This window comes from Pseudomonas sp. GG8 (assembly GCF_052976945.1).
Genome location: NZ_JBRIIP010000001.1, coordinates 3,635,128 through 3,659,092, shown reverse-complemented (window position 1 = coordinate 3,659,092; position 23,965 = coordinate 3,635,128). Strand labels below are relative to the sequence as shown.

At 56.7% G+C, this 23,965-nt stretch carries 20 protein-coding genes and 2 pseudogenes; 18 read left to right on the top strand and 4 right to left on the bottom strand.

What is annotated here, in order from left to right; genetic code table 11:
* Positions 1-21: 21 nt before the first annotated feature.
* The 8 genes from ACVBEG_RS17740 to ACVBEG_RS17705 all read left to right on the top strand — a co-directional run bounded on the left by ACVBEG_RS17740 (position 22) and on the right by ACVBEG_RS17705 (position 7,393).
* On the top strand, positions 22-1,272 hold the full coding sequence (locus tag ACVBEG_RS17740) for a transaldolase family protein (RefSeq protein ID WP_447108154.1): 1,251 nt from the start codon (positions 22-24) through the stop codon (positions 1,270-1,272).
* Positions 1,269-1,997: a sulfotransferase-like domain-containing protein gene (locus ACVBEG_RS17735; RefSeq protein WP_322178317.1), complete on the top strand. Its 729-nt coding sequence runs from the start codon at positions 1,269-1,271 to the stop codon at positions 1,995-1,997. Before ACVBEG_RS17740 ends, ACVBEG_RS17735 begins: the two co-directional genes overlap by 4 nt.
* Before the next feature lie 10 nt (positions 1,998-2,007).
* Entirely contained in the window at positions 2,008-2,733 is a 726-nt protein-coding gene (locus ACVBEG_RS17730; protein WP_322178318.1) for an SDR family NAD(P)-dependent oxidoreductase, read from the top strand.
* 26 nt (positions 2,734-2,759) lie between these two features.
* Entirely contained in the window at positions 2,760-3,884 is a 1,125-nt protein-coding gene (locus tag ACVBEG_RS17725; RefSeq protein WP_322178319.1) for a hypothetical protein, read from the top strand.
* Between the two features lie 26 nt (positions 3,885-3,910).
* Positions 3,911-4,735, top strand: coding sequence for a class I SAM-dependent methyltransferase (locus ACVBEG_RS17720; RefSeq protein WP_322178320.1), 825 nt, complete (start codon positions 3,911-3,913; stop codon positions 4,733-4,735).
* A 47-nt stretch (positions 4,736-4,782) separates the two neighbouring features.
* Complete coding sequence (locus ACVBEG_RS17715; RefSeq protein ID WP_447108153.1) at positions 4,783-5,991, top strand: MFS transporter; 1,209 nt, start codon at positions 4,783-4,785, stop codon at positions 5,989-5,991.
* Between the two features lie 42 nt (positions 5,992-6,033).
* A complete protein-coding gene (gene cysC, locus ACVBEG_RS17710) occupies positions 6,034-6,645 on the top strand; it encodes an adenylyl-sulfate kinase (RefSeq protein WP_322178322.1) in 612 nt (203 codons plus the stop codon).
* Between the two features lie 100 nt (positions 6,646-6,745).
* The gene (locus ACVBEG_RS17705; RefSeq protein ID WP_322178323.1) at positions 6,746-7,393 is read left to right on the top strand and encodes a CGNR zinc finger domain-containing protein; all 648 of its coding nucleotides are present in this window, start codon (positions 6,746-6,748) and stop codon (positions 7,391-7,393) included.
* A gap of 51 nt (positions 7,394-7,444) precedes the next feature.
* Here ACVBEG_RS17705 and ACVBEG_RS17700 read toward each other — a convergent pair whose 3' ends face one another.
* The 4 genes and pseudogenes from ACVBEG_RS17700 to ACVBEG_RS17685 all read right to left on the bottom strand — a co-directional run bounded on the left by ACVBEG_RS17700 (position 7,445) and on the right by ACVBEG_RS17685 (position 10,611).
* Positions 7,445-7,951 (bottom strand): DUF4142 domain-containing protein, encoded by a 507-nt coding sequence (locus tag ACVBEG_RS17700; RefSeq protein WP_322178324.1) that lies wholly within the window; start codon positions 7,949-7,951, stop codon positions 7,445-7,447.
* Positions 7,952-8,138: 187 nt separating this feature from the next.
* Positions 8,139-8,576 (bottom strand): annotated as a pseudogene (locus tag ACVBEG_RS17695) (methyl-accepting chemotaxis protein); the annotation flags it as partial.
* 108 nt (positions 8,577-8,684) lie between these two features.
* Positions 8,685-9,458, bottom strand: a pseudogene (locus ACVBEG_RS17690) (PAS domain-containing protein); the annotation flags it as partial.
* Positions 9,459-9,702: 244 nt separating this feature from the next.
* On the bottom strand, positions 9,703-10,611 hold the full coding sequence (locus tag ACVBEG_RS17685) for a MurR/RpiR family transcriptional regulator (protein WP_322178326.1): 909 nt from the start codon (positions 10,609-10,611) through the stop codon (positions 9,703-9,705).
* A 287-nt stretch (positions 10,612-10,898) separates the two neighbouring features.
* Between ACVBEG_RS17685 and ACVBEG_RS17680 the strand changes: the two genes are divergently transcribed.
* The 10 genes from ACVBEG_RS17680 to ACVBEG_RS17635 all read left to right on the top strand — a co-directional run bounded on the left by ACVBEG_RS17680 (position 10,899) and on the right by ACVBEG_RS17635 (position 23,935).
* Positions 10,899-12,836, top strand: coding sequence for a bifunctional 5-dehydro-2-deoxygluconokinase/5-dehydro-2-deoxyphosphogluconate aldolase (locus tag ACVBEG_RS17680; protein ID WP_323565723.1), 1,938 nt, complete (start codon positions 10,899-10,901; stop codon positions 12,834-12,836).
* A gap of 52 nt (positions 12,837-12,888) precedes the next feature.
* Complete coding sequence (gene iolE, locus ACVBEG_RS17675; protein ID WP_322178328.1) at positions 12,889-13,824, top strand: myo-inosose-2 dehydratase; 936 nt, start codon at positions 12,889-12,891, stop codon at positions 13,822-13,824.
* The gene (gene iolB / locus ACVBEG_RS17670) at positions 13,821-14,630 is read left to right on the top strand and encodes a 5-deoxy-glucuronate isomerase (protein ID WP_322178329.1); all 810 of its coding nucleotides are present in this window, start codon (positions 13,821-13,823) and stop codon (positions 14,628-14,630) included. The genes iolE and iolB overlap by 4 nt, the downstream gene beginning before the upstream one ends.
* A 43-nt stretch (positions 14,631-14,673) precedes the next feature.
* The gene (locus ACVBEG_RS17665) at positions 14,674-16,176 is read left to right on the top strand and encodes a CoA-acylating methylmalonate-semialdehyde dehydrogenase (protein WP_322178330.1); all 1,503 of its coding nucleotides are present in this window, start codon (positions 14,674-14,676) and stop codon (positions 16,174-16,176) included.
* Positions 16,177-16,212: 36 nt separating this feature from the next.
* Positions 16,213-17,025 carry a TIM barrel protein gene (locus ACVBEG_RS17660; protein ID WP_322217136.1) on the top strand — a complete coding sequence of 271 codons (813 nt, stop codon included), beginning with the start codon at positions 16,213-16,215 and terminating at the stop codon, positions 17,023-17,025.
* A 59-nt stretch (positions 17,026-17,084) separates the two neighbouring features.
* Positions 17,085-19,022: a 3D-(3,5/4)-trihydroxycyclohexane-1,2-dione acylhydrolase (decyclizing) gene (iolD, locus tag ACVBEG_RS17655; RefSeq protein WP_322178332.1), complete on the top strand. Its 1,938-nt coding sequence runs from the start codon at positions 17,085-17,087 to the stop codon at positions 19,020-19,022.
* A 43-nt stretch (positions 19,023-19,065) separates the two neighbouring features.
* Positions 19,066-20,076, top strand: coding sequence for a Gfo/Idh/MocA family protein (locus ACVBEG_RS17650; protein WP_322178333.1), 1,011 nt, complete (start codon positions 19,066-19,068; stop codon positions 20,074-20,076).
* 147 nt (positions 20,077-20,223) lie between these two features.
* Positions 20,224-21,249 carry a Gfo/Idh/MocA family protein gene (locus tag ACVBEG_RS17645; RefSeq protein ID WP_322178334.1) on the top strand — a complete coding sequence of 342 codons (1,026 nt, stop codon included), beginning with the start codon at positions 20,224-20,226 and terminating at the stop codon, positions 21,247-21,249.
* Between the two features lie 134 nt (positions 21,250-21,383).
* On the top strand, positions 21,384-22,310 hold the full coding sequence (locus ACVBEG_RS17640; RefSeq protein WP_322178335.1) for a sugar ABC transporter substrate-binding protein: 927 nt from the start codon (positions 21,384-21,386) through the stop codon (positions 22,308-22,310).
* 53 nt (positions 22,311-22,363) lie between these two features.
* Entirely contained in the window at positions 22,364-23,935 is a 1,572-nt protein-coding gene (locus tag ACVBEG_RS17635) for a sugar ABC transporter ATP-binding protein (RefSeq protein WP_447108152.1), read from the top strand.
* The last annotated feature ends 30 nt before the right edge of the window (positions 23,936-23,965 follow it).

Below are 23,965 nucleotides of genomic sequence, written 5' to 3'. Positions count from 1 at the left end.
ATAACGAAGGAGATCATTAGCATGGACGACCGGGATTTTGTTCGCCTTCTAAAAAGTTTTAATGCCAACTCCGAAGTGTGGTGGGACTCTTCTCCAACAGGCTACTCGGCGTTCAAACAACAGTTATTGCACCGCTATCCGACTGTTAGCGATTACATCAATGAATTGTTACCTGAGCTGTTTTCCTGCAGTCCGTCTGGGGTCAGTGGCGTGACCACTAACCCCCGGCTGGTCACCGCCGCTATTATCGACGAATCGTCAATGTGGGTGCCGCGCATTCAGGCACTGAGTCAGACACTCAGCGCCGCGCACGTTCAGGACAGGCTCTATACCGAGTTGATTGCCCAAGGTGCATCTTTGTTGAACCCGTTGTGGCAACAAACCTGGCACCGCCAGGGTTGGTTCTCGGCTCAGGTCGACGTCAATGACATTCATTGCGCCGAACGTATGGTCCAGCAGGGGCTGGCACTGACGAAAATCGCCCCCAATGTAATGATTAAGGTTCCGGGTAGCCAGGCCGGTTACGACGCCATTGAGCAACTGGTCGCGCAAGGGTGCTCAATCAACAACACGTTTTGTTTCACCGTTTCGCAGTTTGCTGCCTGCCTGAGGGCCATTCGTCTGGGTCAGGCAGCTGCTTTGCACAACGGTACGGACGTGAGCGGCGCACGCTACGTGATTACATTCATGATCGGCCGGTTTGGCGCCGAGTCACTCTTGGACACGCAAGCCCGTGAGCGCGGGATTGAGCTAACGCCTGTGGATAAGCGCTGGGCAGAAATAGCGATTTATCACGCTATTCAGGCCCTTTTGTTGCGGTCCAATAGTCCGGCCCGACTGTTGATCTCCAGCATCAAGGTTGACCGTATGCCCGGCGAAATCAGTCGTTGCTGGCACCTGGAAAAAACCGGGGAGCGTGAAACCTGCTACACGCTGACGCCGGAAACTATTGAGTTTCTGGTGCAGCGCGAAAACATCGGTTGTTCGGTACAACCTTCGGCTTCGCGCGTCCCTCGCGCGGTTCTCCATAAGTTGATGAAGATCCCTTATTTCCGCGATGCTCGTTTTGAAGAGTCTATCGCTGCCCGCGATTTTGCCCGTCACCCGGCATTTATCTGCGCTCATAGTGAAGCCGTTTTTGCACATCAGCGGCTGTCGGACTTCATCCAGGGGGCGAGCCAGGCGCTGCCGATGAGCGTGCCTTTCACCGGAGCCGTGTCTCGGTCCGGACAGACCGCCGATCAGGCTGTTTTGTTGCGAGCTTCAGCATGAACAAAATGATCGCGCTCTGGGCTCACCCTCGATCACGCTCAACTGTGCTGGAGCGTGTGTTTATCGAACGCAGGGATTTTGAAGTGTTTCACGAACCCTTTGCGCATATGGCTTTCGATGACCACTCCGCGATCCCTTCGGACAACCTCGATTGCGGGCTGCCCACAACCTATGTCGCGATCAAAGCGCTATTGCGTTCGGCACGCGAGCGCAGCCACGTCTTCCATAAAGACATGTGCTACCACTGCCTCCGTGAGCTAAAGACAGACCGGGAGTTTTTGATCGAGCAAGAGAACATATTCATTATTCGCGAGCCGGGTCGTTCAATTCTTTCGCATTTCGCTATTTTTCCGGAGATGCCCCTCAGTGCCATTGGGCATAAAGCACTTTATGAAGTGTTCTGTGAGGTGACCAGACTCACCGGAAAAATCCCCTACGTCATCAATGCCGATGACCTGGCCCGCAACCCCGAGGCGACAGTACGCAGGTTGTGCGAGCACCTGAAAATTGAGTATTTGCCTCAGGCCCTCAACTGGAATAAGGCCTGCCCACCCCAATGGCTACCGTGGAGGCGCTGGCATGAGGACGCTGAAAACAGCACGGGGATAACCGCGACCCCGGCCTCGGACTTTGATGCTGACGCGCTAAAACGTATCCCTCGATTAATGGCGTATTACGACTATCACCGGCCGTTTTATGAACGCATGAATCAGTTCACCCACTGAGGTAATCCTGATGAAAAAGGTAGTGATCACCGGTGCCGCTAATGGCATTGGCAAAGCGACGGTCAAGGCATGCATTACCGAAGGTTTCTACGTGATTGCCGCAGACAAGGACCGGGGCGGGCTTGAGTGCCTGGCCGCGGAAGTCGGGTGTGAGCAGCTGGAGATTCAGTTCGCGGATTTTTCCAAATTCACCACGATCAAATCGTTCATTCCTGGTTTGTATAAGAAGCACACGTCGCTGTACGCGCTGATCAATAACGCGGGGCTGTATCACGGCAAAAGTGTTTATCACTATACCGATAGCGAAATCGACGAAATCTGGACTGTCAATCTTAAAGCTCTGGTGTACCTGTCCAAAGACTTTGCAGAAGGGGAAATGGAATCCAAAGCATTTCGCAGTATCGTCAACATCACTTCGGTGGCGGGAGAGGTCGGCAGTTGTGATGCGTTATACGGTGCTACCAAAGCAGGGGTGATCGGCTTGACCAAAGCCAACGCCTGGAACTTCGCTCCTTACATCCGGGTGAATGCCGTCTCGCCGGCCCTGGTTCGCGAAACGGCAATTCACGCCATGATCCCCGATTACCGACGAGAAGAATACGAGCGCCAAGAGGTGATCAAAGACCCGATCACTCCCGCTGGCGTGGCCGATGTGATCGTTTTTTTGCTGTCAGAAAAAAGCCGGCACCTGACCGGGAAAATCGTTGCTGTGGATAACGGCGCCTACCCTCGATAGCGAATAAAAAACAACAGGAGACGGCCATGCACAGGAAAAAATTACTCATCGTCGGGGGTGGCAATTTGTGTCTGCAGATCCTGCAGATTCTGGCCCCGCGTGACACGTTTCACGTTTACGTTGCTAGCCGGAATCTGGAGAAAACCACGGGGTTGTGCAACCTGATACGTCTCGGTGCATTGCAACTGGGCGTGGTCAGTTCAATCACTCCCATCGAGATGGATCTGTGCGATATCTCCAGGACGGCCGCATCCATCGCTCAGATCAGGCCCGATATCATCGTCAACTGCGCGACCTTGCAGTCATGGCGAATAATCACCGAGCTGCCCACGCCTTTTTTCGTTGCCTTGGATCAAGCGCAGTTTGGCCCCTGGCTACCGATGCACCTCGTGCCCGCATACGACTTGATGCGTGCGGTGAAACAGTCCTGTGTCAGGTCAGTGACCATCAATGCTGCGTTTCCCGATGCGGTCAACGTCGTGCTGGACAAGGTCGGCATGGCACCCGATGTCGGCATAGGCAATGTAGCCAATCTTGTCCCGGCGATACGTTCAGCGATCGCCAAACTCGACGAGTGCACCGCGGATCAGGTCCAGGTCAAACTCATCGCACAGCATTACTTTAGTCATTACGTGCCCCGCGGTGGTTTGCCGAGTGAGGCCAACTACACGTTGTCCTACCGCATCAAGGGTGTCGACCAGACGGGGAAATTCCAGGATGCCGAGATTTTCCGGTGTGTCCGTACGGACTTTCGGCGCTTGGGAGGGGTAGCGGGACAGTTTCTGACAGCAGCCTCGGCGGTCACGGTAATCAGCAATATTCTCTCCACTGACGAAGTGGAAGCACACGCGCCCGGCCCAAACGGCCTGCCGGGTGGTTATCCAGTGAGAATTGGCCTGGGTCGGGTGCAGCTTTCACTGCCCCGCGGTGTTTCCCGGGCTGACGCCATTGAGATCAACCGAAGCTGTCAACGCCAAGACGGTATCGAATCGATAAAAGCCGACGCCAGTGTGACGTTCGAGTCGGAACAGATGGCCGTTATGGAGACGCTGCTGGGCTTCTCCATGCCCAAAATGGAACTTCACGATGCACGCCAGTGGTCCGTCGAGCTGGCACACAAATACAAAGCCTACGCTGATAGAGCCTGGTAACCGCCCCCCTTGAAAGGAATCAAGCCATGTCCACGTTTACCGTGACAGATGATGATGCTGCCAGCACTAACGCTCCCGACGCCAAAGCCAAAGCAGGTTCCGGCGCCTATCCCGACGCCGATTATGCTCATCAATACGACGATGACTTTGTCAGTCGCTGGGACGAGTTGATCGATTGGCAAAAGCGATCCGAAGGTGAGGGCACTTTTTTCATCGATCTGCTGCGCAAGGCGGGTGCTTTCAAGGTGTTGGATGTCTCCACGGGCAGCGGTTTTCACGCGGTGCAGTTGCGCAAGGCGGGGTTTCATGTGGTGGCCTGTGACGGCAGCCCGACGATGGTCAAGCGCGCTGAAGTCAATTTTCGTCGGCATGGTTTGAGTATTCCTATTCGCCAATCCGATTGGCTGGAGCTGGACAGCGAGGTCCTGGGTAAATTCGATGCCGTGGTCTGTCTGGGTAGCTCGCTGTGTCACGTGTTCGATGACACGGCGCGACATCAGGTGCTTCAGCGTTTCAGAAGTCTATTGAACCCGGGTGGTTTGCTGATCATTGATCAGCGCAACTTTCAGGCTATACGGGCTGGTAAGTTCAAGACGTCTGGTCGGTATTACTACTGCGGTAAAACCGCTCATGTGAGCGTCGGCGAGGTGAACGACCATGTTTGCGAGTTCGTGTACACCTTCAGTGATAGCGCCACTTTCCGGTTGCGGGTTTACCCCATTCTTCCCCAGCAACTGAGCGATGAAATAGCGCAGGCAGCGTTCAGTCAGCCCCGATCCTACGGTGATTTCAAACCGATTTACGATGCCATGAACAGCGATTTCATTGTTCATACGGCCATCGCGCTGTAACAGGCATTCAATCGTCGGCAGAACATCAACTTCGAGAGGAAAGATCAATGACAACCTACGCGATAGATGCACGGGCTCCGGGCGTCAATGGGGTCGTTCTGGCAATCGTGCTGACAGGTTTTGTCGCCAGCACTTATGGTTTTGGCGTGTACCTGTTCGCCAGTCTGGTGGTCGATATGCGCCGTGACCTGGGGTTCGGCTATACCGCCGTGGGCCTGATAACCGGGGGCGCGCAGGTAGGGTTTTTGAGCTTTTCGGTTCTGACCAGCTACCTCGGGAGATTTTTCCAGGGGTGGAAAATAAGCCTCTATTCGACCCTCGTCACAGCCCTGTCGCTATTGGGTCTGGCCATGAGCAACAACATCTGGTTGTCGGGTGCGTTGTTGATACTGCTCGGCGGCTGTTCAGCATCGGCCTATATCCCGCTGGCAGAGATCGTGACCAAAAGCTTCTCGGCCAACAAGCGCGCGCGCGTCATGGGGCTGATTTCCAGTGGCACCAGTTACGGGGTGTTCATTAACGGTTTGCTGGTCAGCTCACTCACCTTGCAGGGTGGTTGGCGAAATATCTGGCTGACCGCTGGCCTGGTGTCCTTGGGGTTATGCGTCCTGGCTTACTTCTTACTGCGCAACACGCCATCACCGGCCATTCCGTCGAGTAAGGAATCGGTTGTCGAGCCGAGCGATCAGGAATGGCTGAGCGGCTCCCTCTATTTGATGTGGCTGGTTGCTTTTCTCAATGGCCTGACTCTGCTGCCCTTTCAAACCTACCTGGCCCCGTTCATGCGCGAGGAACTCGGCATCTCCGCCTCCACCGCAGGCCTGGTCTGGTCGACTATTGGAGCGGTGGGTATGGCGGCCGGCTTTCTGGTGGGCTGGATCGCTGATCGAATCGGCGCTCGTCTGGCGTTGATCCTGTGTTTCACCAGCGCCTGTGTGGCGAGCCTCTGCGTCTATCACTTCAACAGTGAGGGCTATTTTTATGTTGCCGGCTTTCTTTTTGCCCTGGCGTTCTATCCGGTTTTCGGCCTGGTGCCTACGTATATCGGCCAGATCGTGGGTGTCAGTCGTCTGACCCAAGCGTTCGGGATCGCCAATGTGCTGATTGGACTAGGCGGGGTGTGCGGCAACTTTCTGGGTGGGGTTTGCAAAGATGTACTGGGCTCGTTCGCCCCCCTTTACATGTTCATTTCAATATTTCTGTTGGTGCAACTGGTGGTGGTCGCCATGCTGCCTAACGTGCGCCAAAGCGACTGATCCATTACCAATGAGTGGCCTCTAAACCAGGGACGGTGCTTCATGAAAACTCAGTGCGTGGGCTCGACTTCGACGTTTAACTTTTTTTCTTCCACCGTTAGCGAGCCTGACATTACCGACTTCAAACAGGCCTCCGTTGTCGTGTGGTTAACCGGCTTGTCGGCTTCAGGAAAGTCGACTATTGCCGGTGCGTTGTACAGCGTGCTGCAGTCCGCCGGTTGCCCCTCTTGCGTTCTCGACGGTGATTCGCTCAGGACCGGTCTGTGCAAAGATTTGGGATTTACCCTGGATGACCGCGCTGAGAATATTCGTCGTGTTGCCGAAGTTGCTGCACTCATGGTCAATGCGGGATTAATGGTGATTGTGGCGCTGATCTCACCGACCTCGGTCTCACGTCATCACGCTCGCTCGATCATTGGCAATGATCGATTCGTCGAAGTGTTTGTCGATGCGCCCTTGAGCGTGGTCGAGGCGCGGGACCCTAAAGGGCTGTATCGCAAAGCCAGGAACGGGCAACTCCGTGACTTCACAGGGATCGACTCCCCTTATGAGGCGCCGGTATGCCCTGAACTGTATATACCGTCTGATTGTGTGACCGTCGAGGAGGCAGTGGATATCATCGTGTCATGGATGTGCACGCGTCTGCGGGGCTGACCGAACCGTTCGGCATCACATTGGAACGCCCCGTCTAAAATAATTGGCAAGCCGTTTTTCTCTGTCATTATTGTTTTTTAAACAGTGACAGGAGTTCGCCATGCCTCTTCGTCTTATGAGCATACATTCGCTTCGCTTGGTGGGGGGTATGGCGGTGCTGGATTTTTTAAACAGTTGCAATGGCCGCCGACCAGGAACGTCATTGGGCGAAGTTGCCGAAAGCTTGTTGACCCTGGAGGACGTCATTTATTGGTTTCAGCATGCGAACTTGATCAGTACGGCTGAACGCGACCATCTTCTGGCATTGATCCCGGCTTCGTCTTATCAGCAGAACAATGCTTATCAGCAGATGATCGCGTTTCGCGAACAGCTATATGGGTTATTTTTCCCTATTGCCGAGGGGCACCGGATAACTCCCGCAGCCCTTGATTCCCTTAATAAAGCCTTGGTAGATGCAGCGCCTTACCGTCAATTGGCGTTGGTGGAGGGCGCTACGACATGGGTGTGGTGTCGTAGCCACACGCTGGAAGAAGTGATAGCAAGCCTGATCGGTCGCTTGGCGGTGCAGGCAGCCTCATTATTAACATCTCCAGAGTTGGCCCGGCTCAAGCTCTGTTCAACCCTTGCCTGCGACTGGCTGTTTCTCGATACCTCGAAAAATGGTCGTCGACGCTGGTGCCAGATGAGTATCTGCGGCAGTCGAGAGAAGGCGAAAAGGGCTTCGACCGCGTATGAGCCTGTTGAGTAGGGCCATGTGGAGTGCTTGGTTTGCCTGTGAGGCGCGTGCAGCGGGTTGAGTTCACTCGTTGTATTTAGCCTGGAGCTGTTTCGCCATTTTCAGGTGCTCCTGCAACGTGATTAATGTCTCTTTGGCGAAGGCAGTGAGTGCTGGCGTCTGCGATGTTCTTACTTCATCTTCAAACAACTGGATGATGGCCTCATGCGCCTTCACCTGGTTGCTGACGTAGGCGTTGTCGAACGACGCACCGCGGTACTGAAGAATCATGTTCTTGGTGCGATCCATCAGCTCGGTTTCGCGCGCCAACGGTACCTTCAATGCTTTAGCGACGGTGGCCAGTTTCTGGTTGGCGTCGGTGTGGTCCTTAATCATCAGTTGAGCAAAGTTTTTCACATCCTCGGATTGGCTTTTTTCCAGCGCCAGTTGGCTGGTCTGGATTACTGCCATGCTTTTGGCCGAGGCATGGTCAACAAAGACCGCCGGGTAAGCCGCATAGGCAGGCGCGCAGGCCATACCGAACAACAGAGCAAAACCGGTCACTCGAAGGATAGAAGAATAGCGCTTCATGCTTGAGTACCTCAGACGGATAAACAACAAGGCTCGGTAAGGCTAACCGATCACGCGCTATGAATGCGTGCTGCGGCGAGGTCTTGGCACCTCACAAAGGATTTGAAGTCATGGACCCTAAAAGGTTTAACGAATGAGATAAGCAACCGATGAGCGGAGCTGTTCAGTGGTGCTGAAGCGCTTGTTTTCAGCGCGCCACATCCTGATGAGCAAACATCCTCACTGCATCCACGGCATGGCTTGTACCGTCGCTGATTTGCACAATGACCGAGCCGGCCTGATCCGCCAGTTCCACACCTTTGGCTGCGGTGGCCCGTGTATTGTTCATGCTGTCTATGGCCAACTGGGTTTCGCTCTGGATCACCTGAATCATGTCTGATATTTCTGCGGTGGAGCGACTGGTACGCCCTGCCAGTTGCCGGACTTCGTCGGCAACCACTGCGAATCCTCGACCCTGATCTCCAGCCCGAGCGGCTTCAATGGCTGCATTGAGGGCCAGCAAATTGGTTTGGTCGGCGATGCTGCGGATGGTATTGACGATGGCGCTGATCTGGTCCGAGCGTTCACCCAACTGGGTGATGATCCGGGAGGAATTTTCGATATTCAGGGATATCTGGCGCATCTCACTGGCGGCCTGCTGAATCACTTGTGAGCCTTGCTCGGTGACTTTTTGTGTCTCGACCGAAATGTGAAATGCCTGCGCGGCGCTACGCGCATCCTGTTCATGTTGTTCGACGCGTGCGGTGATATCGGAGGCGAATTTGACCACCTTCCACAATTTGCCGCTGGCGTCGTATACCGGGTTGTAACTGGCCTCCATCCAGAGGGTCTGGCCGCGCCTGCCAACCCGCTTGAACTGGCCACTGAAAAACTCACCCGTGTTCAAGCATCGCCAGAAATTCGCGTACTCATCACTGTTGATCAGTTCGGGCGGGCACAGCATTCGGTGATGCTGACCTAGCAGTTCAGTCAGGGTGTAGCCCACCAGTTTCAGAAAGTTTCCATTGGCGGCGAGAATGCGTCCATCCAGATCGAACTCGATCACTGCCATGGAGCGGTCGATGGCCTGAAGCTTGTTTCGCGCCTCAGCTTCCAATTGGACTTTCTGAGTGACGTCCAGGGCATATTTTACGACTTTTACCACCTTGCCCATGGCGTCCTTGACCGGGTTATAACTGGCTTCGAGCCAGACAGGTTGCCCATCGCCTGCGACGCGGCGAAAAGTCGAGGACACGAAATCCCCCGCCCGCAGACGTGACCACAGCTGCGTGTATTCGTCGCTGTGACCGTACTCGTAAGTGCAGAACAATCGGTGTTCTTTACCGATCACACTCTCTCGTCGATAACGCAGGGTATTGAGAAAGTTGTCGTTGGCGCTGAGCACGGTGCCATTCAAGTCGAACTCGATGACCGCCATGGAGCGGTCGATGGCCTGCAGCAGACTGGCTTGCTGGGCAATGATTTGCTGCAAGTCATGTATAGTTTTTTTACGTGAGGAAAATAGCATGCTGCACCTGGCTCAGGAAAAAGGCATGGGTAAAAGCGCCTGGTCCGTAGCCAATGTGGCGAACAGAAGCCCTCTTACATGGGGTTATGCTAGAAGGCCATCATACGTATTTTGGTCTAAAAAGCTGTAATTAGTTGTACGAAATTTTATTTTTGTACAGCTTATAGTCATTTGAATTGCATGCTTTTGTTTTGGAGGGGTCGTGAATAAAGTGCGCCCTGAACCTGTCGGCCGTTGCTCGAGCCTAATCCTCAAACCCTACCTGCTCATGTATCTGATCGACTTTCAACTCCAGCCGATAAGCCACGGCGATGAACAACGCCTGGCACAAGCACAGCGTTGCGCTCAGGGAGCGAAAGGCGAAGGAGCTGCCTTCGTTGACCAGCAGTATTGCGTTGGCGCGTTTGGCCAGAGGGGAGAGGTTGCTGTCGGTGATGATCAGGGTCTTGGCTTGATTGTGCTGGGCAATACGCAGGCAGTGTTGGGTTTCTTTGCCATAGGGGGTGAAGCTGATGGCGATGACCAGGTCGTTGGCGCGCACGCTGCGCATTTGCTCGCGATAGCTGCCGCCCAGGCCTGAGATCAGGTGGATGCGCTTGTTGGTGTGCTGCAGGTTGTACACCAAGTAATCGGCGACCGCGAAGGACCGACGCACACCAACCACATAGATATTGTCGGCGTTGACCACCAGATCAACCGCTTTATCGAAGGCTTCATCATCCAGTTCTGCGCCCAGACGCTCCAGCCCGGACAGCGTGGCATTCACACAGTCACGTGCCAGGTCGCCGCCGCTGGCTTTCTGTGACTTGTTGGCGATCATGCTGCGGATGCGCTGCTGGTAGTTCTGAACCGGAGTGGTCTTGTGGGTATAGGCCTCGCGAAACAGCGCCTGCATTTCGCTGAAGCCACTGAAACCGAACCGCTGGGAAAACCGCACGATGGCCGACGGATGCACTTCGCATTCGCGGGCGATATCGCTGATGCGGTCGACCATGATTCGGTCGCTTTGCTGGCTCATGTAGGCCGCAATGCGCTTGAGCTGACGCGGCAAGTTTTCGTATTCAGTGGTGATCAGCTTGAGCAGACTTTTGGCGTTCGCTGGAGGCATGTCGGCGCTGTTTTCGGGCAAGGCGTGCTGATCAGTGCTGGGCATACGATTCAATCCTTCTGGCTTGCTCTTATAAGGCATTGCGCGCCGAAAGAACCGGCTCTGTGCCCCTGACAATAGACTGTGCAGTTTACAGGGGTTGTGAGTTATATCCTCGTCTGTTTAGCACGAAGTGCCCTTACACTAACGCGCATTGGAAAAAACATTCTAAATAAAAAATTTATAGAATAAATATTGATCGGCGTCGACAGACGTTCTAGTCTGCACCCACCAAGAGCGTTTCGCGCAACCTCGGCGCGCAACGCAGGCTGATAAAAATAACAGGAGCCAGCATGGGCCAGACTCGTTTTGCCAGTGGGCGTCAACTGGATCTGATTTGCCTCGGACGCCTCGGCGTCGATCTTTACGCGCAGCAGGTCGGTGCACGGTTGGAAGATGTCAGCAGTTTTGCCAAATACCTCGGTGGCTCGTCGGCGAACATCGCATTCGGTACGGCTCGTTTGGGGCTCAAATCCGCCATGCTCAGCCGGGTCGGCGACGACCATATGGGCCGCTTCCTTCTCGAGTCACTGGTCCGGGAAGGGTGTGACGTCAGCGGGGTCAAGGTCGATCCGGAACGCTTGACCGCCCTGGTTCTGCTGGGTCTCAAGGACCGCGAAACCTTTCCTTTGGTGTTCTATCGCGAAAACTGCGCAGACATGGCGCTGCGCAGCGAGGACATCAGTGAAACGCTGATTGCTTCCAGTAAAGCGCTGTTGATCACCGGCACCCATTTCTCCACCGATCAGGTATTCAAGGCCAGCAGCGAGGCACTTGATTACGCCGAAAAACACAACGTCAAACGCATCCTCGATATCGACTACCGCCCGGTGTTGTGGGGTTTGGCAAGCAAAGCCGATGGCGAAACCCGGTTCGTCGCTGATCAAAAGGTCAGCCGGCATGTGCAGCGAATTCTGCCGCGCTTCGACCTGATCGTCGGTACCGAAGAAGAGTTTTTGATGGCTGGCGGTTGCAGCGACCTGCTCAGTGCGTTGCGCACGGTGCGTGGACTGACTGCCGCGACACTGGTGGTCAAGCTCGGCCCGCAAGGCTGTACGGTGATTCACGGGGTAATTCCGGCCTGCCTCGAAGATGGCGCGATCTACCCCGGCGTGCGGGTTGAAGTACTGAACGTTCTGGGGGCTGGCGACGCTTTCATGTCGGGTTATCTGAGTGGTTGGCTGAACGATGCCAGCGACGAGCGTTGCTGCCAGTTGGCCAATGCCTGCGGTGGTCTGGTGGTGTCCCGGCATGCCTGCGCACCCGCCATGCCGACCCCGGCGGAACTTGATTATCTGTTCAACAGCCCGGTGCCGATTACTCGCCCGGACCAGGACCCGATGCTGCAGCGCCTGCATCAAGTCAGCGTGCCGCGTAAACAATGGAAGCAGCTGTTTATCTTTGCCTTCGATCATCGTGGGCAACTGGTGGAACTGGCCCAGAAGGCGGGTCGTGACCTGAGCAGCATCAGTCAGCTCAAACAGCTATTTATTCAGGCAGTGGAGCGGGTCGAAATTGATTTGAAACAGCGGGGCATCGACGCCGATGTCGGGGTGTTGGCTGATCAGCGTTTTGGGCAGGATTCACTAAACGCCGCTACCGGTCGAGGCTGGTGGGTCGCCCGCCCAGTGGAGGTGCAGGGCTCACGGCCGCTGATGTTCGAACATGGTCGCTCCATCGGCAGCAATCTGCTGAGCTGGCCTCAGGAACACATCATCAAGTGCCTGGTGCAATTTCATCCCGATGACGAGCCGCTGTTGCGTCTGGAGCAAGAGGCACAGCTCATGGGGCTGTACCAGGCCGCACACGTCAGCGGGCATGAGCTGCTACTGGAAATAATTCCGCCCAAAGATCACCCGTCCCGCCATCCCGATGTGCTCTATCGCGCGCTGAAACGCCTGTACAACCTGGGCATTTTCCCCGCCTGGTGGAAGATCGAAGCGCAGACCGCCGAGGTCTGGCAGCAACTCGATGAGTTGATCCGTGAGCGTGATCCTTATTGCCGAGGAGTGGTGTTGCTGGGCTTGAACGCGCCTGTCGAAGCGTTGGCAAATGGCTTCAAGCAAGCTCGCCACAGCAGTAGTTGCCGGGGTTTTGCCGTGGGGCGGACGATCTTTCAGGCGCCGAGTCGGGCCTGGATGGCTGGCGAAATCGATGACGCGACCTTGATCAGCCGCGTGCAAAGCACCTTCGTGTTCTTAATCGAGTCCTGGCGTGAGGCTCGTACCTGACGTCGCCGCTGTGATTTGAAACCTGTCCGTTGAAAACAAAAAAGGTGCAGCCATGCCCGTTTCCGCGCTCTCTCCCACCGGCCCTTCAGCGATCCGGATTGGCATCAACCCGATCTCCTGGAGCAACGATGACCTGCCAGCCCTCGGTGGCGAAACACCTTTAAGCACGGCCCTCAGCGAAGGCAAGGAGATCGGCTACGAAGGCTTCGAACTCAACGGCAAGTTCCCCAAGGACGCCAAGGGTGTCGGCGATGTACTGCGTCCTTACGATCTGGCACTGGTGTCCGGTTGGTATTCCAGCCGTCTGGCCCGACGTTCTGTTGCGGAGGAAATCGAGGCCATTGCCGGTCATGTTCAGTTGCTCGCCGAAAACGGCGCCAACGTTTTAGTGTACGGCGAGGTCGCCGACTCGATTCAAGGCCAGCGCATCCCGCTGGTTGAACGACCGCGCTTTCACAGCGATCAGGCCTGGCAGGAATACGCCGACAAACTCACCGAGTTGGCACGTTTCACCCTGTCCCAAGGTGTACGCCTGGCCTATCACCACCACATGGGTGCCTACGTCGAATCGCCGCAGGACATCGATAAATTGATGGCCTTGACCGGCAATGAAGTCGGGCTGTTGTTCGATTCGGGTCATTGCTATATGGGCGGAGGCGAGCCGTTGCAGGTGCTGACAACACACCTCCAGCGCATCTGCCATGTGCACTTCAAGGACGTGCGCAAGCCGGTCGTGCAACTGGCGCGCAACAACCTGTGGAGCTTCCCCGACTGCATCATCAACGGCACATTCACCGTGCCGGGGGATGGCGATATCGACTTCGCAGCGTTGCTCGACGTGCTGTTGGCTGCGGACTACAGCGGCTGGCTGGTGGTCGAGGCGGAGCAGGATCCGGCTGTCGCGCCGAGTTACGCCTACGCAAAAAAAGGCTACGAAACGTTGCGCGGTCTGCTGACCCATGCTCAGAAAAGGAGCGCCGGACAATGAGCCTGTTGGTCAAAAGCAAGCCTGAAGGCCGCACCCTGGTCGAACTCGGTGCTGGAGTTTTGGAGTACGTGGGCTTCGCCGCCTATCGTCTGACGGTCGGCGAAAGTCTGCCAGTCAGTGCCGGGGACAAAGAACTGTGTCTGGTCCTGCTCAGCGGGCGGGTTAGCATCAAGGGTGAGGCGCCGGGGCAGGGTGGTTTTCAGTGGGAAAACATCGGAGATCGCAAGTCGGTCTTCGAAGATAAATCGCCGTTCGCGGTGTACCTGCCGCCCCATAGCCAAGCCCAAATAACCGCGCTCAGCGCTGTGCAGGTCGCGGTCTGCGCAGCCCCTGGCGATGTCACGAAAAATCTGTCTGCGCGCTTGATCACTCCCGGCAGCATGAAACGCAGCACGCGGGGCAAGGCGGCCAATACCCGTTATGTCTGCGACATCCTTCCCGATACTGAGCCAGCGCATTCATTGCTGGTGGTGGAAGTGCGCACACCGTCCGGGCATTCGTCGAGTTATCCACCGCACAAACACGATCAGGACGACCTGCCGCACGAAAGTTTTCTGGAAGAAACCTATTACCACCAGATCAACCCACCTCAGGGTTTCGTGTTCCAGCGCGTGTACACCGATGATCGCAGCCTTGATCAGTCGATGGCCGTGGAAAACAACGATCTGGTGACCGTGCCCAAGGGCTATCACCCGGTCAGTGTGCCGTATGGCTACGAGTCCTATTACCTGAACGTAATGGCCGGGCCGAAGCGCGCCTGGCAATTTCATAACGATCCCCAGCACAGCTGGCTGCTGGATCTTTGATTCTGTTTTTTTAGTGTTTGAATTGAGTGCGAGGAGCAGCGGCATGAGCGAGTCCCCGGTTATCGGCCATTACATCAATGGCAAGGTGCAAGAAGGCGCCAGCGAGCGCTACAGCAACGTGTTCAATCCGGCGACCGGCAGCGTGCAGGCACGGGTCGCGCTGGCAACCTTGAAAACCGTGGACGAGGCCGTCGCTGCTGCGCTGGCGGCGTTCCCGGCCTGGGCCGATCAGTCGTCCCTGCGCCGTGCGCGGGTGATGTTCAAGTTCAAGGAGCTGCTCGATCAGCACCACGACGAGCTGGCGGAAATCATTAGCCGCGAACATGGCAAGGTGTTCTCCGACGCCAAGGGCGAAGTGACGCGCGGGATCGAAATCGTCGAGTTCGCCTGCGGTGCGCCGAGCCTGTTGAAAACCGACTTCAGTGACAACATCGGTGGCGGCATCGACAACTGGAACCTGCGTCAGCCACTCGGCGTTTGTGCCGGGGTCACACCGTTCAACTTTCCGGTGATGGTGCCGCTGTGGATGATTCCCATGGCGCTGGTTACCGGCAACGCTTTCATTCTAAAACCTTCCGAACGCGATCCGTCGGCCAGCCTGTTGATGGCGCGATTGCTCACCGAAGCGGGTCTGCCTGATGGTGTGTTCAACGTGGTGCAGGGCGACAAGGTGGCGGTTGACGGCTTGCTGCAACACCCGGACATCGAGGCGATTTCTTTCGTCGGCTCGACGCCGATTGCCGAGTACATCTACCAACAAGGGACTTCCCGGGGCAAGCGTGTACAAGCCTTGGGCGGGGCCAAGAACCACATGATCGTTATGCCTGACGCCGACCTGGACCAAGCGGCCGACGCACTGATCGGCGCGGCTTACGGTTCGGCGGGCGAGCGCTGCATGGCGATTTCCATTGCGGTGGCGGTGGGTGATGTGGGTGATCGTCTGATTGAAAAGCTGCTGCCACGTATTGATCAGCTCAAGGTCGGCAACGGCATGCAGAGCGACATCGACATGGGCCCGCTGGTGACCGACGTGCACAAGGCCAAGGTCGAGGGCTTCATTGATCAGGGTGTGGCGCAGGGCGCGCAACTGCTCGTCGATGGACGCCACTTCACGGTGCCGGGCGCCGAACAGGGCTTTTTTGTCGGCGCCACACTGTTCGATAACGTCACGCCTGAAATGAGCATCTATAAAGAAGAAATTTTCGGTCCGGTGCTCGGCATCGTCCGCGTAGCAGATTTCGCCAGCGCGGTGGCGCTGATCAATGCCCATGAATTTGGCAACGGCGTGTCGTGCTTCACCCGTGACGGCGGCATTGCTCGCGCATTCGCCCGCACGATCAAGGTTGGCATGGTCGGTATCAATGTGCCTATCCCCGTGCCCATGGCCTGGCATTCGTTTGGCGGCTGGAAGCGCTCGCTGTTCGGCGATCACCACGCCTATGGCGAAGAAGGCATGCGTTTCTATAGCCGCTACAAAAGCGTAATGCAGCGCTGGCCCGACAGCATCGCCAACGGCCCCGAATTCAGTATGCCGACCGCTAAATAAATCGTGTGCGCGTGGACATTTTGGAGAACAAGAACAATGAACCATCCCCTGCGTTTTGCCTTGAACCGTATGGTTGCCCCACGCTTGTCACTGGCGGATTTCGTTGCGCTGGCAGTGACCTTGAAAGCCGATGCCATTGAAATTCGCAATGACCTTAAAGGCATCGAGATCGAGGACGGAACTGCTCCACAGACCGTCCGCGATCTGTGCGCCGCACAGGGTATTCGCGTGTTGTCGATCAATGCCCTTTACCCCTTCGATGTGTGGAATGACCAACGCCGTGCCCAGGCACTGAAGCTGGCGGCCTATGCCCGTGAGTGTGGGGCCGAAGCAGTGGTGCTCTGCCCGTCGAACGACCGCGCCGATCAGCGCAACGCTGCTGAGCGCGCTGCGGGTTTGCGCACGGCGTTGAGCGCACTGGCGCCGATCCTGCGCGAGTACGGCATTCTTGGGTTCGTCGAACCGCTGGGTTTTGAAGAGTGTTCGTTGCGCCGCAAGCGTCAAGCGGTGGATGCGATCAAGGCGGTCGGCGGGCTGGATGTGTTTCGTCTGGTACACGACACCTTTCACCACCATCTGGCGGGTGAACAAGAATTTTTTGCCGACTTGACCGGACTGGTGCACATCTCAGGGGTCGAAGATGACGCAGTGCCGCTGGCGAGCATTCGTGACGGGCATCGGGTGCTGGTCGGCGAGGCGGACATTCTCGGCAACGCCGCCCAGATCGAGCGTTTGCTCGGAGACGGTTATGCCGGGCATTTGTCCTTCGAACCGTTCGCCAACAGCGTGCATGAACTGACCGACATCCAGCAGGCGGTCTCGGCGAGCATGGCTTACTTGCAGCGGTGATTGTGCTGACCTCATCGCAGGCAAGCCTGCTCCCACAGTAGATCGCGAGGGAATCAAGCATGAAGACCACACGTTTAACCATGGCCCAGGCGCTGGTGAAGTTTCTTGATAACCAGTACGTCGAAGTCGACGGGGTTCAGAGTAAATTCGTCGCCGGGATTTTCACCATCTTTGGGCACGGCAATGTGCTGGGCATCGGCCAGGCGTTAGAGCAGGATAGCGGCCAGTTGATCGTCCATCAGGGCCGCAATGAACAGGGCATGTGCCACGCAGCCATTGGTTTCGCCAAACAGAACCTGCGGCGCAAGATCTACGCGTGTTCGTCATCGGTGGGGCCGGGGGCAGCGAACATGCTGACTGCGGCCGCCACGGCTACCGCCAATCGCATCCCGCTGCTGCTGTTGCCGGGCGATGTCTACGCCAGCCGTCAGCCAGACCCGGTGCTGCAACAGATTGAGCAGTTTCACGATCTGAGCATCAGCACCAATGATGCGTTCAAGGCAGTGAGCAAATATTGGGACCGGATCAACCGTCCCGAGCAATTGATGAGCGCGGCGCTCAATGCTATGCGCGTGCTGACTGATCCTGCTGAAACCGGCGCCGTCACCCTCGCGCTGCCTCAGGATGTACAGGCCGAAGCCTATGACTACCCTGACAGCTTCCTGCAAAAGCGTGTGCACCGCATCGACCGTCGCCCGGCCAGCGATGCCATGCTCGGCGATGCATTGGCGTTGCTCAAAGGCAAACGTAAACCGTTGCTGGTGTGCGGCGGCGGGGTGCGTTACTCCGGTGCGGCCGAGGCGTTGCAGGCGTTTGCCGAACGCTTTGATATTCCGTTCGCCGAAACCCAGGCCGGCAAAAGCGCCATCGTCTCGGCGCATAGGCTGAACCTCGGTGGCTTGGGCGAGACCGGTTCGTTGGCCGCCAACCTGTTGGCCAAGGAGGCTGACGTGATCATCGGCGTGGGCACCCGTTACAGCGATTTCACCACCGCATCCAAATGGTTGTTCCAGAATCCCGAGGTGCAGTTCCTCAACCTCAACGTCAGTGCGTTTGATGCGCAGAAACTGGATGGGGTGCAGGTGCTGGCCGACGCCAAAGTGGCACTGGAGGCGCTGACCGAAGCGCTGGAACAAAGCGGCTATCGCTCGGCCTGGGGTGACCAGCCACAACAGGCGCGGGCGCAGTTGGAGGCCGAAGTGAACCGTCTCTACGCGGTCGAATACCAGACTCAAGATTTCGTCCCGGAAATCAACGACCATCTCGACCCTGCGGTGTTGCGCGAATTTATCGAGCTGACCGGGTCTTGCCTGACCCAAAGTCGGGTGCTGGGCGTGCTGAATCAGAACCTGCCCAGCGACGCGGTGATCGTTGCTGCGGCGGGCAGTTTGCCAGGGGATCTGCAACGGGCGTGGCGCAGCACCGGGGTTAACACCTACCACGTCGAATACGGCTATTCGTGCATGGGCTACGAGGTCAATGCCGCGTTGGGGGTCAAGCTGGCCGAGCCCCAGCGAGAGGTCTATGCACTGGTCGGCGACGGCTCTTACATGATGCTGCACTCCGAGCTGGCCACGTCGATTCAGGAGCGACGCAAGGTCAACGTCATCCTGCTCGACAATATGACCTTCGGCTGCATCAACAACCTGCAAATGGAACACGGGATGGACAGCTTTGGCACCGAATTCCGTTTCCGTAACCCGGAAACCGGCAAGCTCGATGGCGAATTCGTGCCTGTGGATTTCGCCATGAGCGCTGCGGCCTACGGCTGCAAGACCTACAAGGTGAATACCCTTTCTGAGCTGGAAGCGGCACTGATCGATGCGCAGAAACAAACCGTGTCGACGCTGATTGATATCAAGGTCCTGCCCAAGACCATGATCCACAAATACCTGTCCTGGTGGCGGGTGGGGGTGGCCGAAGTGTCGACCAAAGGCTCGACGGCCCAGGTCTTCGAAAAGCTGAATAAAGAGTTGGCGAAAGCCCGCAAATACTGAGAACCCCTCCAGCGACCTGAAACACATCCAAGAGAGTACTGACATGGCATTGAAATTAGGCGTAATCGGCACCGGGGCAATCGGCCAGGACCATATCCGGCGCTGCAGCCAGACCCTGCTGGGCAGTCAGGTCGTGGCCCTGACCGATATCAATCTGGAACAGGCCGCCAAGGTCGCCCGCGACCTGAACCTGACTGCCGAGGTATATGCCGACGGGCACACACTGATCCAGTCGCCGGAAGTCGAAGCGGTGCTGGTCACCTCCTGGGGGCCGAGCCATGAAGCGTTTGTGCTGGCAGCGATTGCCGCTGGCAAGCCGGTATTCTGCGAGAAGCCACTGGCGGTGACCGCTGAGGGCTGTCGGCGGATCGTCGAGGCCGAAATCGCCCACGGCAAACGACTGGTTCAGGTTGGCTTCATGCGCCCTTACGATGAAGGCTATCGCGCCCTCAAAGCAGTGATCGACAGTGGCCAGATCGGCGAACCCTTGATGCTGCACTGTGCTCACCGCAACCCGACTGTCGGCGAGAATTACAAGACGGACATGGCAATCACCGACACCTTGATCCATGAGATCGACGTGCTGCGCTGGTTGCTCAATGATGACTATGTGTCAGTGCAGGTGGTGTTCCCACGCAAGTCTGGCAAGGCCTTCGCTCACCTTAAGGACCCGCAGATCGTTCTGCTGGAAACCGCCAAAGGCACACGCATTGATGTCGAAGTGTTCGTTAATTGCCAATACGGTTATGACATCCAGTGCGAAGTCGTGGGTGAAACCGGGATCGCCCGATTGCCGGAGCCTTCGCAAGTGCAACTGCGTAGCGGGGCGAAGCTCTCCACCTCGATCTTGATGGACTGGAAGGACCGCTTCATCGCCGCCTATGACGTCGAATTGCAGGCGTTTATCGATGGCGTACAGGCAGGCCAGGTCGGGGGGCCGTCAGCTTGGGATGGCTATGCGGCGGCGGTCACCGCTGATGCGTGCATCGAAGCGCAGAGCAGCGGTGCTATCGTCCCGGTGAGCTTGCCGGAGCGCCCTGCTTTTTATGCCTGATAGAAGGCTTTCGCGAATGAATCGGCACGCACGGAAGGAAATTCAATCTTCTGTAGGAGCAATCGGGACGCGCAGTCTTATCCGCGAAGACGTTGGTACAAACCCCCAGAAATTTGAATTTGAAACACCAGACAACAGGAGTGCCCGATGCGCATTGGATTAGTGGGATATGGCAAGGGTGGGCGCTATTTTCACGCGCCTTTGATCGCCAGTTTGCCCGGTGCGACGTTTGTCGGCGTGGTTACCCGTTCGCCAGAGCGTCGTCGGGAACTGACGCAGGATCACCCAAAAGTGGTGGCGTTCGACAGCCTCGCCGATCTGGTCTCCGCAGGGGTCGATGCCGTGGTGATTTCCACGCCATTGGCATCGCGCAAGGCGCTGATCCTTGAGGCTATTGAACTGGGCGTGGCGGTGGTCAGCGACAAACCCTTTGTCAGCGATGCCACGCAGGCTTGCGAATTGGTCCTGGCCGCCGAGGAGAAAGGCGTGTTGCTTAGCGTTTATCAGAACCGACGTTGGGATTCCGACTTCCTTACGGTGCGCAAACTGATCGACAACGGCGTGTTGGGCGAAATCAGCCGATTCGAATCCAGGGTCGAACGTTACTCGCCTAAATCGGTGGGCAAGGTGAGTGGTGGTGGGATGCTGCGTGATCTGGGTAGCCATCTGGTGGACCAGGCGCTGTTGTTGTTTGGGCCGGTATCACGGGTCTATGCCGAGCTGGATTTCGCCACCCGGGACACACCGCTCGATCATGCTTTTTTTGTTTCTCTAACCCATGCCAGTGGTGTGGTTTCGCACCTGTGGGGCAGCTGTTTGCAGAACTGCCCTGGGCCGCGCTTCCGGGTCAGTGGATCAGCAGGCTGTTACAGCGTCGAAGGTCTGGACGGGCAGGAAGCGGCCTTGCTGGCCGGTCTGTCACCCAAAAGTGAAGGCGACAGCTGGGGCGTCGAGGAGCATCGACGCTGGGGGTGGTTCGAGCAAGGCGAGCAGCGCGAGCGCATCCCCTCCGAGCGCGGTTGCTGGGACGCGTTTTATCGCCAGCTACAGGACGCAGTTGGGGGCAGGGGGGCAAACCCGGTCGATCCGCGTGATGCGGTGGCGTCGGCAGTAGTGCTGGATGCAGCCCGTTTAAGTGCTGAACAGGGGAGGGTGGTGGATCTATCGGTTTGATAGTCCGGTTACTTCTGCAGTTAAAATAAAAATAGAAAAATATTCTAAAATTAATTGATATAGAAATTATTTTCCAATAGAGTCGTTTCCAGGTTATCCATAAAACAAAAGCAACAGTTGGAGACAGACCGATCATGAAGACCAGGATTCGCTTCACCTCTCTTGCCTTGGCGCTGATGCTCAGTAGCGGGGCCGCTTTGGCCGATCTGAAAATTGGCGTGAGCATGTCGCAGTTCGACGATACCTGGCTAACCTACTTGCGCGAGTCAATGGACAAGAAAGCCAGGTCCATGCCAGGCGGCGTCAACTTGCAATTCGAAGACGCCCGCAGCGATGTGGTCAAGCAGTTGAGTCAGGTCGAGAACTTCATCAGCCAAAAAGTCGACGCGATTGTGGTCAACCCGGTGGACACCGCCGCCACCCAAAAAATTACCGCCGCCGCGGTCAAGGCCGGTATCCCGCTGGTTTATGTCAACCGCAGACCCGATGATCTGAACCTGCCCAAGGGCGTGGTCACGGTTGCCTCCAATGACCAAGAGGCCGGTCAGATGCAGATGCAGTACCTGGCCGACAAGATGGGGGGCAAAGGCAATATTGTGATCCTGCTGGGGGATCTGGCGAACAACTCTACTCAGAACCGCACCAAAGGCGTTAAAGAAGTGCTCGCCAACTACCCGGACATCAAAATTACCCAAGAGCAGACCGGCACGTGGCTGCGCCAGAAGGGCATGGACCTGACCAACGACTGGATTACTCAGGGCAAAAAGTTCGATGCGGTTGTCGCCAACAATGACGAAATGGCGATTGGCGCTTCCATGGCACTCAAACAGGCTGGCGTTGAACAGGGTTCGGTCTTGATCGCAGGTATCGACGGCGCGCCTGATGGCTTGCACGCGGTGAAGAAAGGGACGCTGACCATGTCGGTGTTCCAGGATGCCAAGGGCCAGGCCGATGGCTCGATCGACACCGCGGTGAAAATGGCCAGGCACGAACCCGTGGAACACGCTGTCTGGGTACCCTATCGCTTGATCACCCCGGAAAATGTCGATTCGTTCAAATAGCAGCTCTTTTTCTTCTTCCCAAAAATAATAATGTCGCTTGAGGAGCCTGTCACATGTTCGCTTCAGCTACTGCTTCGAGTACCGCCAGGACCGATCGATCGGCTGGCGCTGCTGCGACCGATACTGCCGATGTGCCCTATCTGTTGGAAATCATCAACGTCAGCAAAAGCTTCCCCGGCGTGTTGGCCCTGTCCAATGTGCAACTGCGTGTGCGCCCCGGTTCGGTGTTGGCGTTGATGGGCGAGAACGGAGCCGGTAAATCCACCTTGATGAAGATCGTCGCCGGGATCTACCAGCCCGACGACGGCGAGCTGCGCCTGCGTGGCAACCCCGTCAGTTTCGACACACCGCTGGCCGCGTTGCAGGCCGGGATCGCGATGATCCATCAGGAACTCAACTTGATGCCGCACATGAGCATCGCCGAAAACATCTGGATCGGCCGTGAGCAGCTCAATGGCCTGCGCATGATCGATCACCGGGAGATGTTCCGCTGTACCGCCGTATTGCTAGAGCGTTTGCGCATCAACCTCGATCCGGAGGAGTTGGTGGGCAACCTGAGCATCGCCGAGAGGCAGATGGTGGAGATCGCCAAGGCGGTGTCCTACGACTCCGACATTCTGATAATGGACGAGCCGACGTCGGCTATTACCGACAAGGAAGTCGCCCACCTGTTCTCGATCATTGCCGACCTCAAGGCGCAGGGTAAGGGCATCATCTATATCACCCATAAAATGAACGAGGTCTTCAGCATTGCCGATGAAGTGGCGGTGTTTCGCGATGGCGCCTATATCGGCCTGCAGCGTGCTGACAGCATGGATGGTGACAGCCTGATTTCCATGATGGTCGGTCGTGAACTGACCCAGTTGTTTCCGGTACGTGAAAAACCGATTGGCGACCTGCTGATGTCAGTGCGCGATCTGCGTCTGGATGGGGTATTCCAGGGTGTTTCGTTTGATCTGCACGCGGGCGAAATTATGGGAATCGCCGGGCTGATGGGGTCCGGGCGGACCAATATCGCAGAAACCATTTTTGGTATTACCCCCAGTGACGGTGGTGATATTCAGCTTGACGGGGTCAGCGTACGTATCAGTGATCCGCACCTGGCCATCGAAAAAGGCTTCGGCCTGTTGACCGAGGATCGCAAGCTCAGCGGCCTGTTCCCCTGTCTGTCAGTGCTGGAAAACATGGAAATGGCGGTGTTGCCGCACTATGCCGGCGGGGGGTTTATCCAGCAAAAAGCCCTGCGCACCTTGTGCGAAGACATGTGCAAGAAACTGCGGGTGAAAACTCCGTCGCTGGAGCAGTGCATCGACACCTTATCGGGTGGCAACCAGCAAAAGGCCCTGCTTGCACGCTGGCTGATGACCAATCCACGGGTGCTGATCCTTGATGAGCCGACCCGTGGCATCGATGTCGGCGCCAAGGTGGAGATCTATCGATTGATTTCCTATCTGGCCAGCGAAGGCATGGCGGTGATCATGATTTCCTCGGAGTTGCCCGAAGTTCTGGGTATGAGTGACCGGGTCATGGTCATGCATGAGGGCGAGATGATGGGCGTACTCGACCGCAGCGAGGCGACCCAGGAGCGAGTGATGCACCTCGCCTCTGGCCATTCTGTTCACTAGCGGGCCGGTCAGCACACAGCAGAACATGAG

Bases quoted from the DNA above. Each gene is read 5' to 3' on its own strand.
- ACVBEG_RS17640 (WP_322178335.1), top strand. From the start codon at position 21,384: ATGAAGACCAGGATTCGCTTCACCTCTCTTGCCTTGGCGCTGATGCTC.
- iolB (WP_322178329.1), top strand. From the start codon at position 13,821: ATGAGCCTGTTGGTCAAAAGCAAGCCTGAAGGCCGCACCCTGGTCGAA.
- ACVBEG_RS17735 (WP_322178317.1), top strand. From the start codon at position 1,269: ATGAACAAAATGATCGCGCTCTGGGCTCACCCTCGATCACGCTCAACT.
- ACVBEG_RS17725 (WP_322178319.1), top strand. From the start codon at position 2,760: ATGCACAGGAAAAAATTACTCATCGTCGGGGGTGGCAATTTGTGTCTG.
- ACVBEG_RS17660 (WP_322217136.1), top strand. From the start codon at position 16,213: ATGAACCATCCCCTGCGTTTTGCCTTGAACCGTATGGTTGCCCCACGC.
- ACVBEG_RS17650 (WP_322178333.1), top strand. From the start codon at position 19,066: ATGGCATTGAAATTAGGCGTAATCGGCACCGGGGCAATCGGCCAGGAC.
- ACVBEG_RS17645 (WP_322178334.1), top strand. From the start codon at position 20,224: ATGCGCATTGGATTAGTGGGATATGGCAAGGGTGGGCGCTATTTTCAC.
- iolE (WP_322178328.1), top strand. From the start codon at position 12,889: ATGCCCGTTTCCGCGCTCTCTCCCACCGGCCCTTCAGCGATCCGGATT.
- iolD (WP_322178332.1), top strand. From the start codon at position 17,085: ATGAAGACCACACGTTTAACCATGGCCCAGGCGCTGGTGAAGTTTCTT.
- ACVBEG_RS17700 (WP_322178324.1), bottom strand. From the start codon at position 7,951: ATGAAGCGCTATTCTTCTATCCTTCGAGTGACCGGTTTTGCTCTGTTG.
- ACVBEG_RS17705 (WP_322178323.1), top strand. From the start codon at position 6,746: ATGCCTCTTCGTCTTATGAGCATACATTCGCTTCGCTTGGTGGGGGGT.
- cysC (WP_322178322.1), top strand. From the start codon at position 6,034: ATGAAAACTCAGTGCGTGGGCTCGACTTCGACGTTTAACTTTTTTTCT.
- ACVBEG_RS17685 (WP_322178326.1), bottom strand. From the start codon at position 10,611: ATGCCCAGCACTGATCAGCACGCCTTGCCCGAAAACAGCGCCGACATG.
- ACVBEG_RS17720 (WP_322178320.1), top strand. From the start codon at position 3,911: ATGTCCACGTTTACCGTGACAGATGATGATGCTGCCAGCACTAACGCT.
- ACVBEG_RS17635 (WP_447108152.1), top strand. From the start codon at position 22,364: ATGTTCGCTTCAGCTACTGCTTCGAGTACCGCCAGGACCGATCGATCG.
- ACVBEG_RS17715 (WP_447108153.1), top strand. From the start codon at position 4,783: ATGACAACCTACGCGATAGATGCACGGGCTCCGGGCGTCAATGGGGTC.
- ACVBEG_RS17730 (WP_322178318.1), top strand. From the start codon at position 2,008: ATGAAAAAGGTAGTGATCACCGGTGCCGCTAATGGCATTGGCAAAGCG.
- ACVBEG_RS17665 (WP_322178330.1), top strand. From the start codon at position 14,674: ATGAGCGAGTCCCCGGTTATCGGCCATTACATCAATGGCAAGGTGCAA.
- ACVBEG_RS17740 (WP_447108154.1), top strand. From the start codon at position 22: ATGGACGACCGGGATTTTGTTCGCCTTCTAAAAAGTTTTAATGCCAAC.
- ACVBEG_RS17680 (WP_323565723.1), top strand. From the start codon at position 10,899: ATGGGCCAGACTCGTTTTGCCAGTGGGCGTCAACTGGATCTGATTTGC.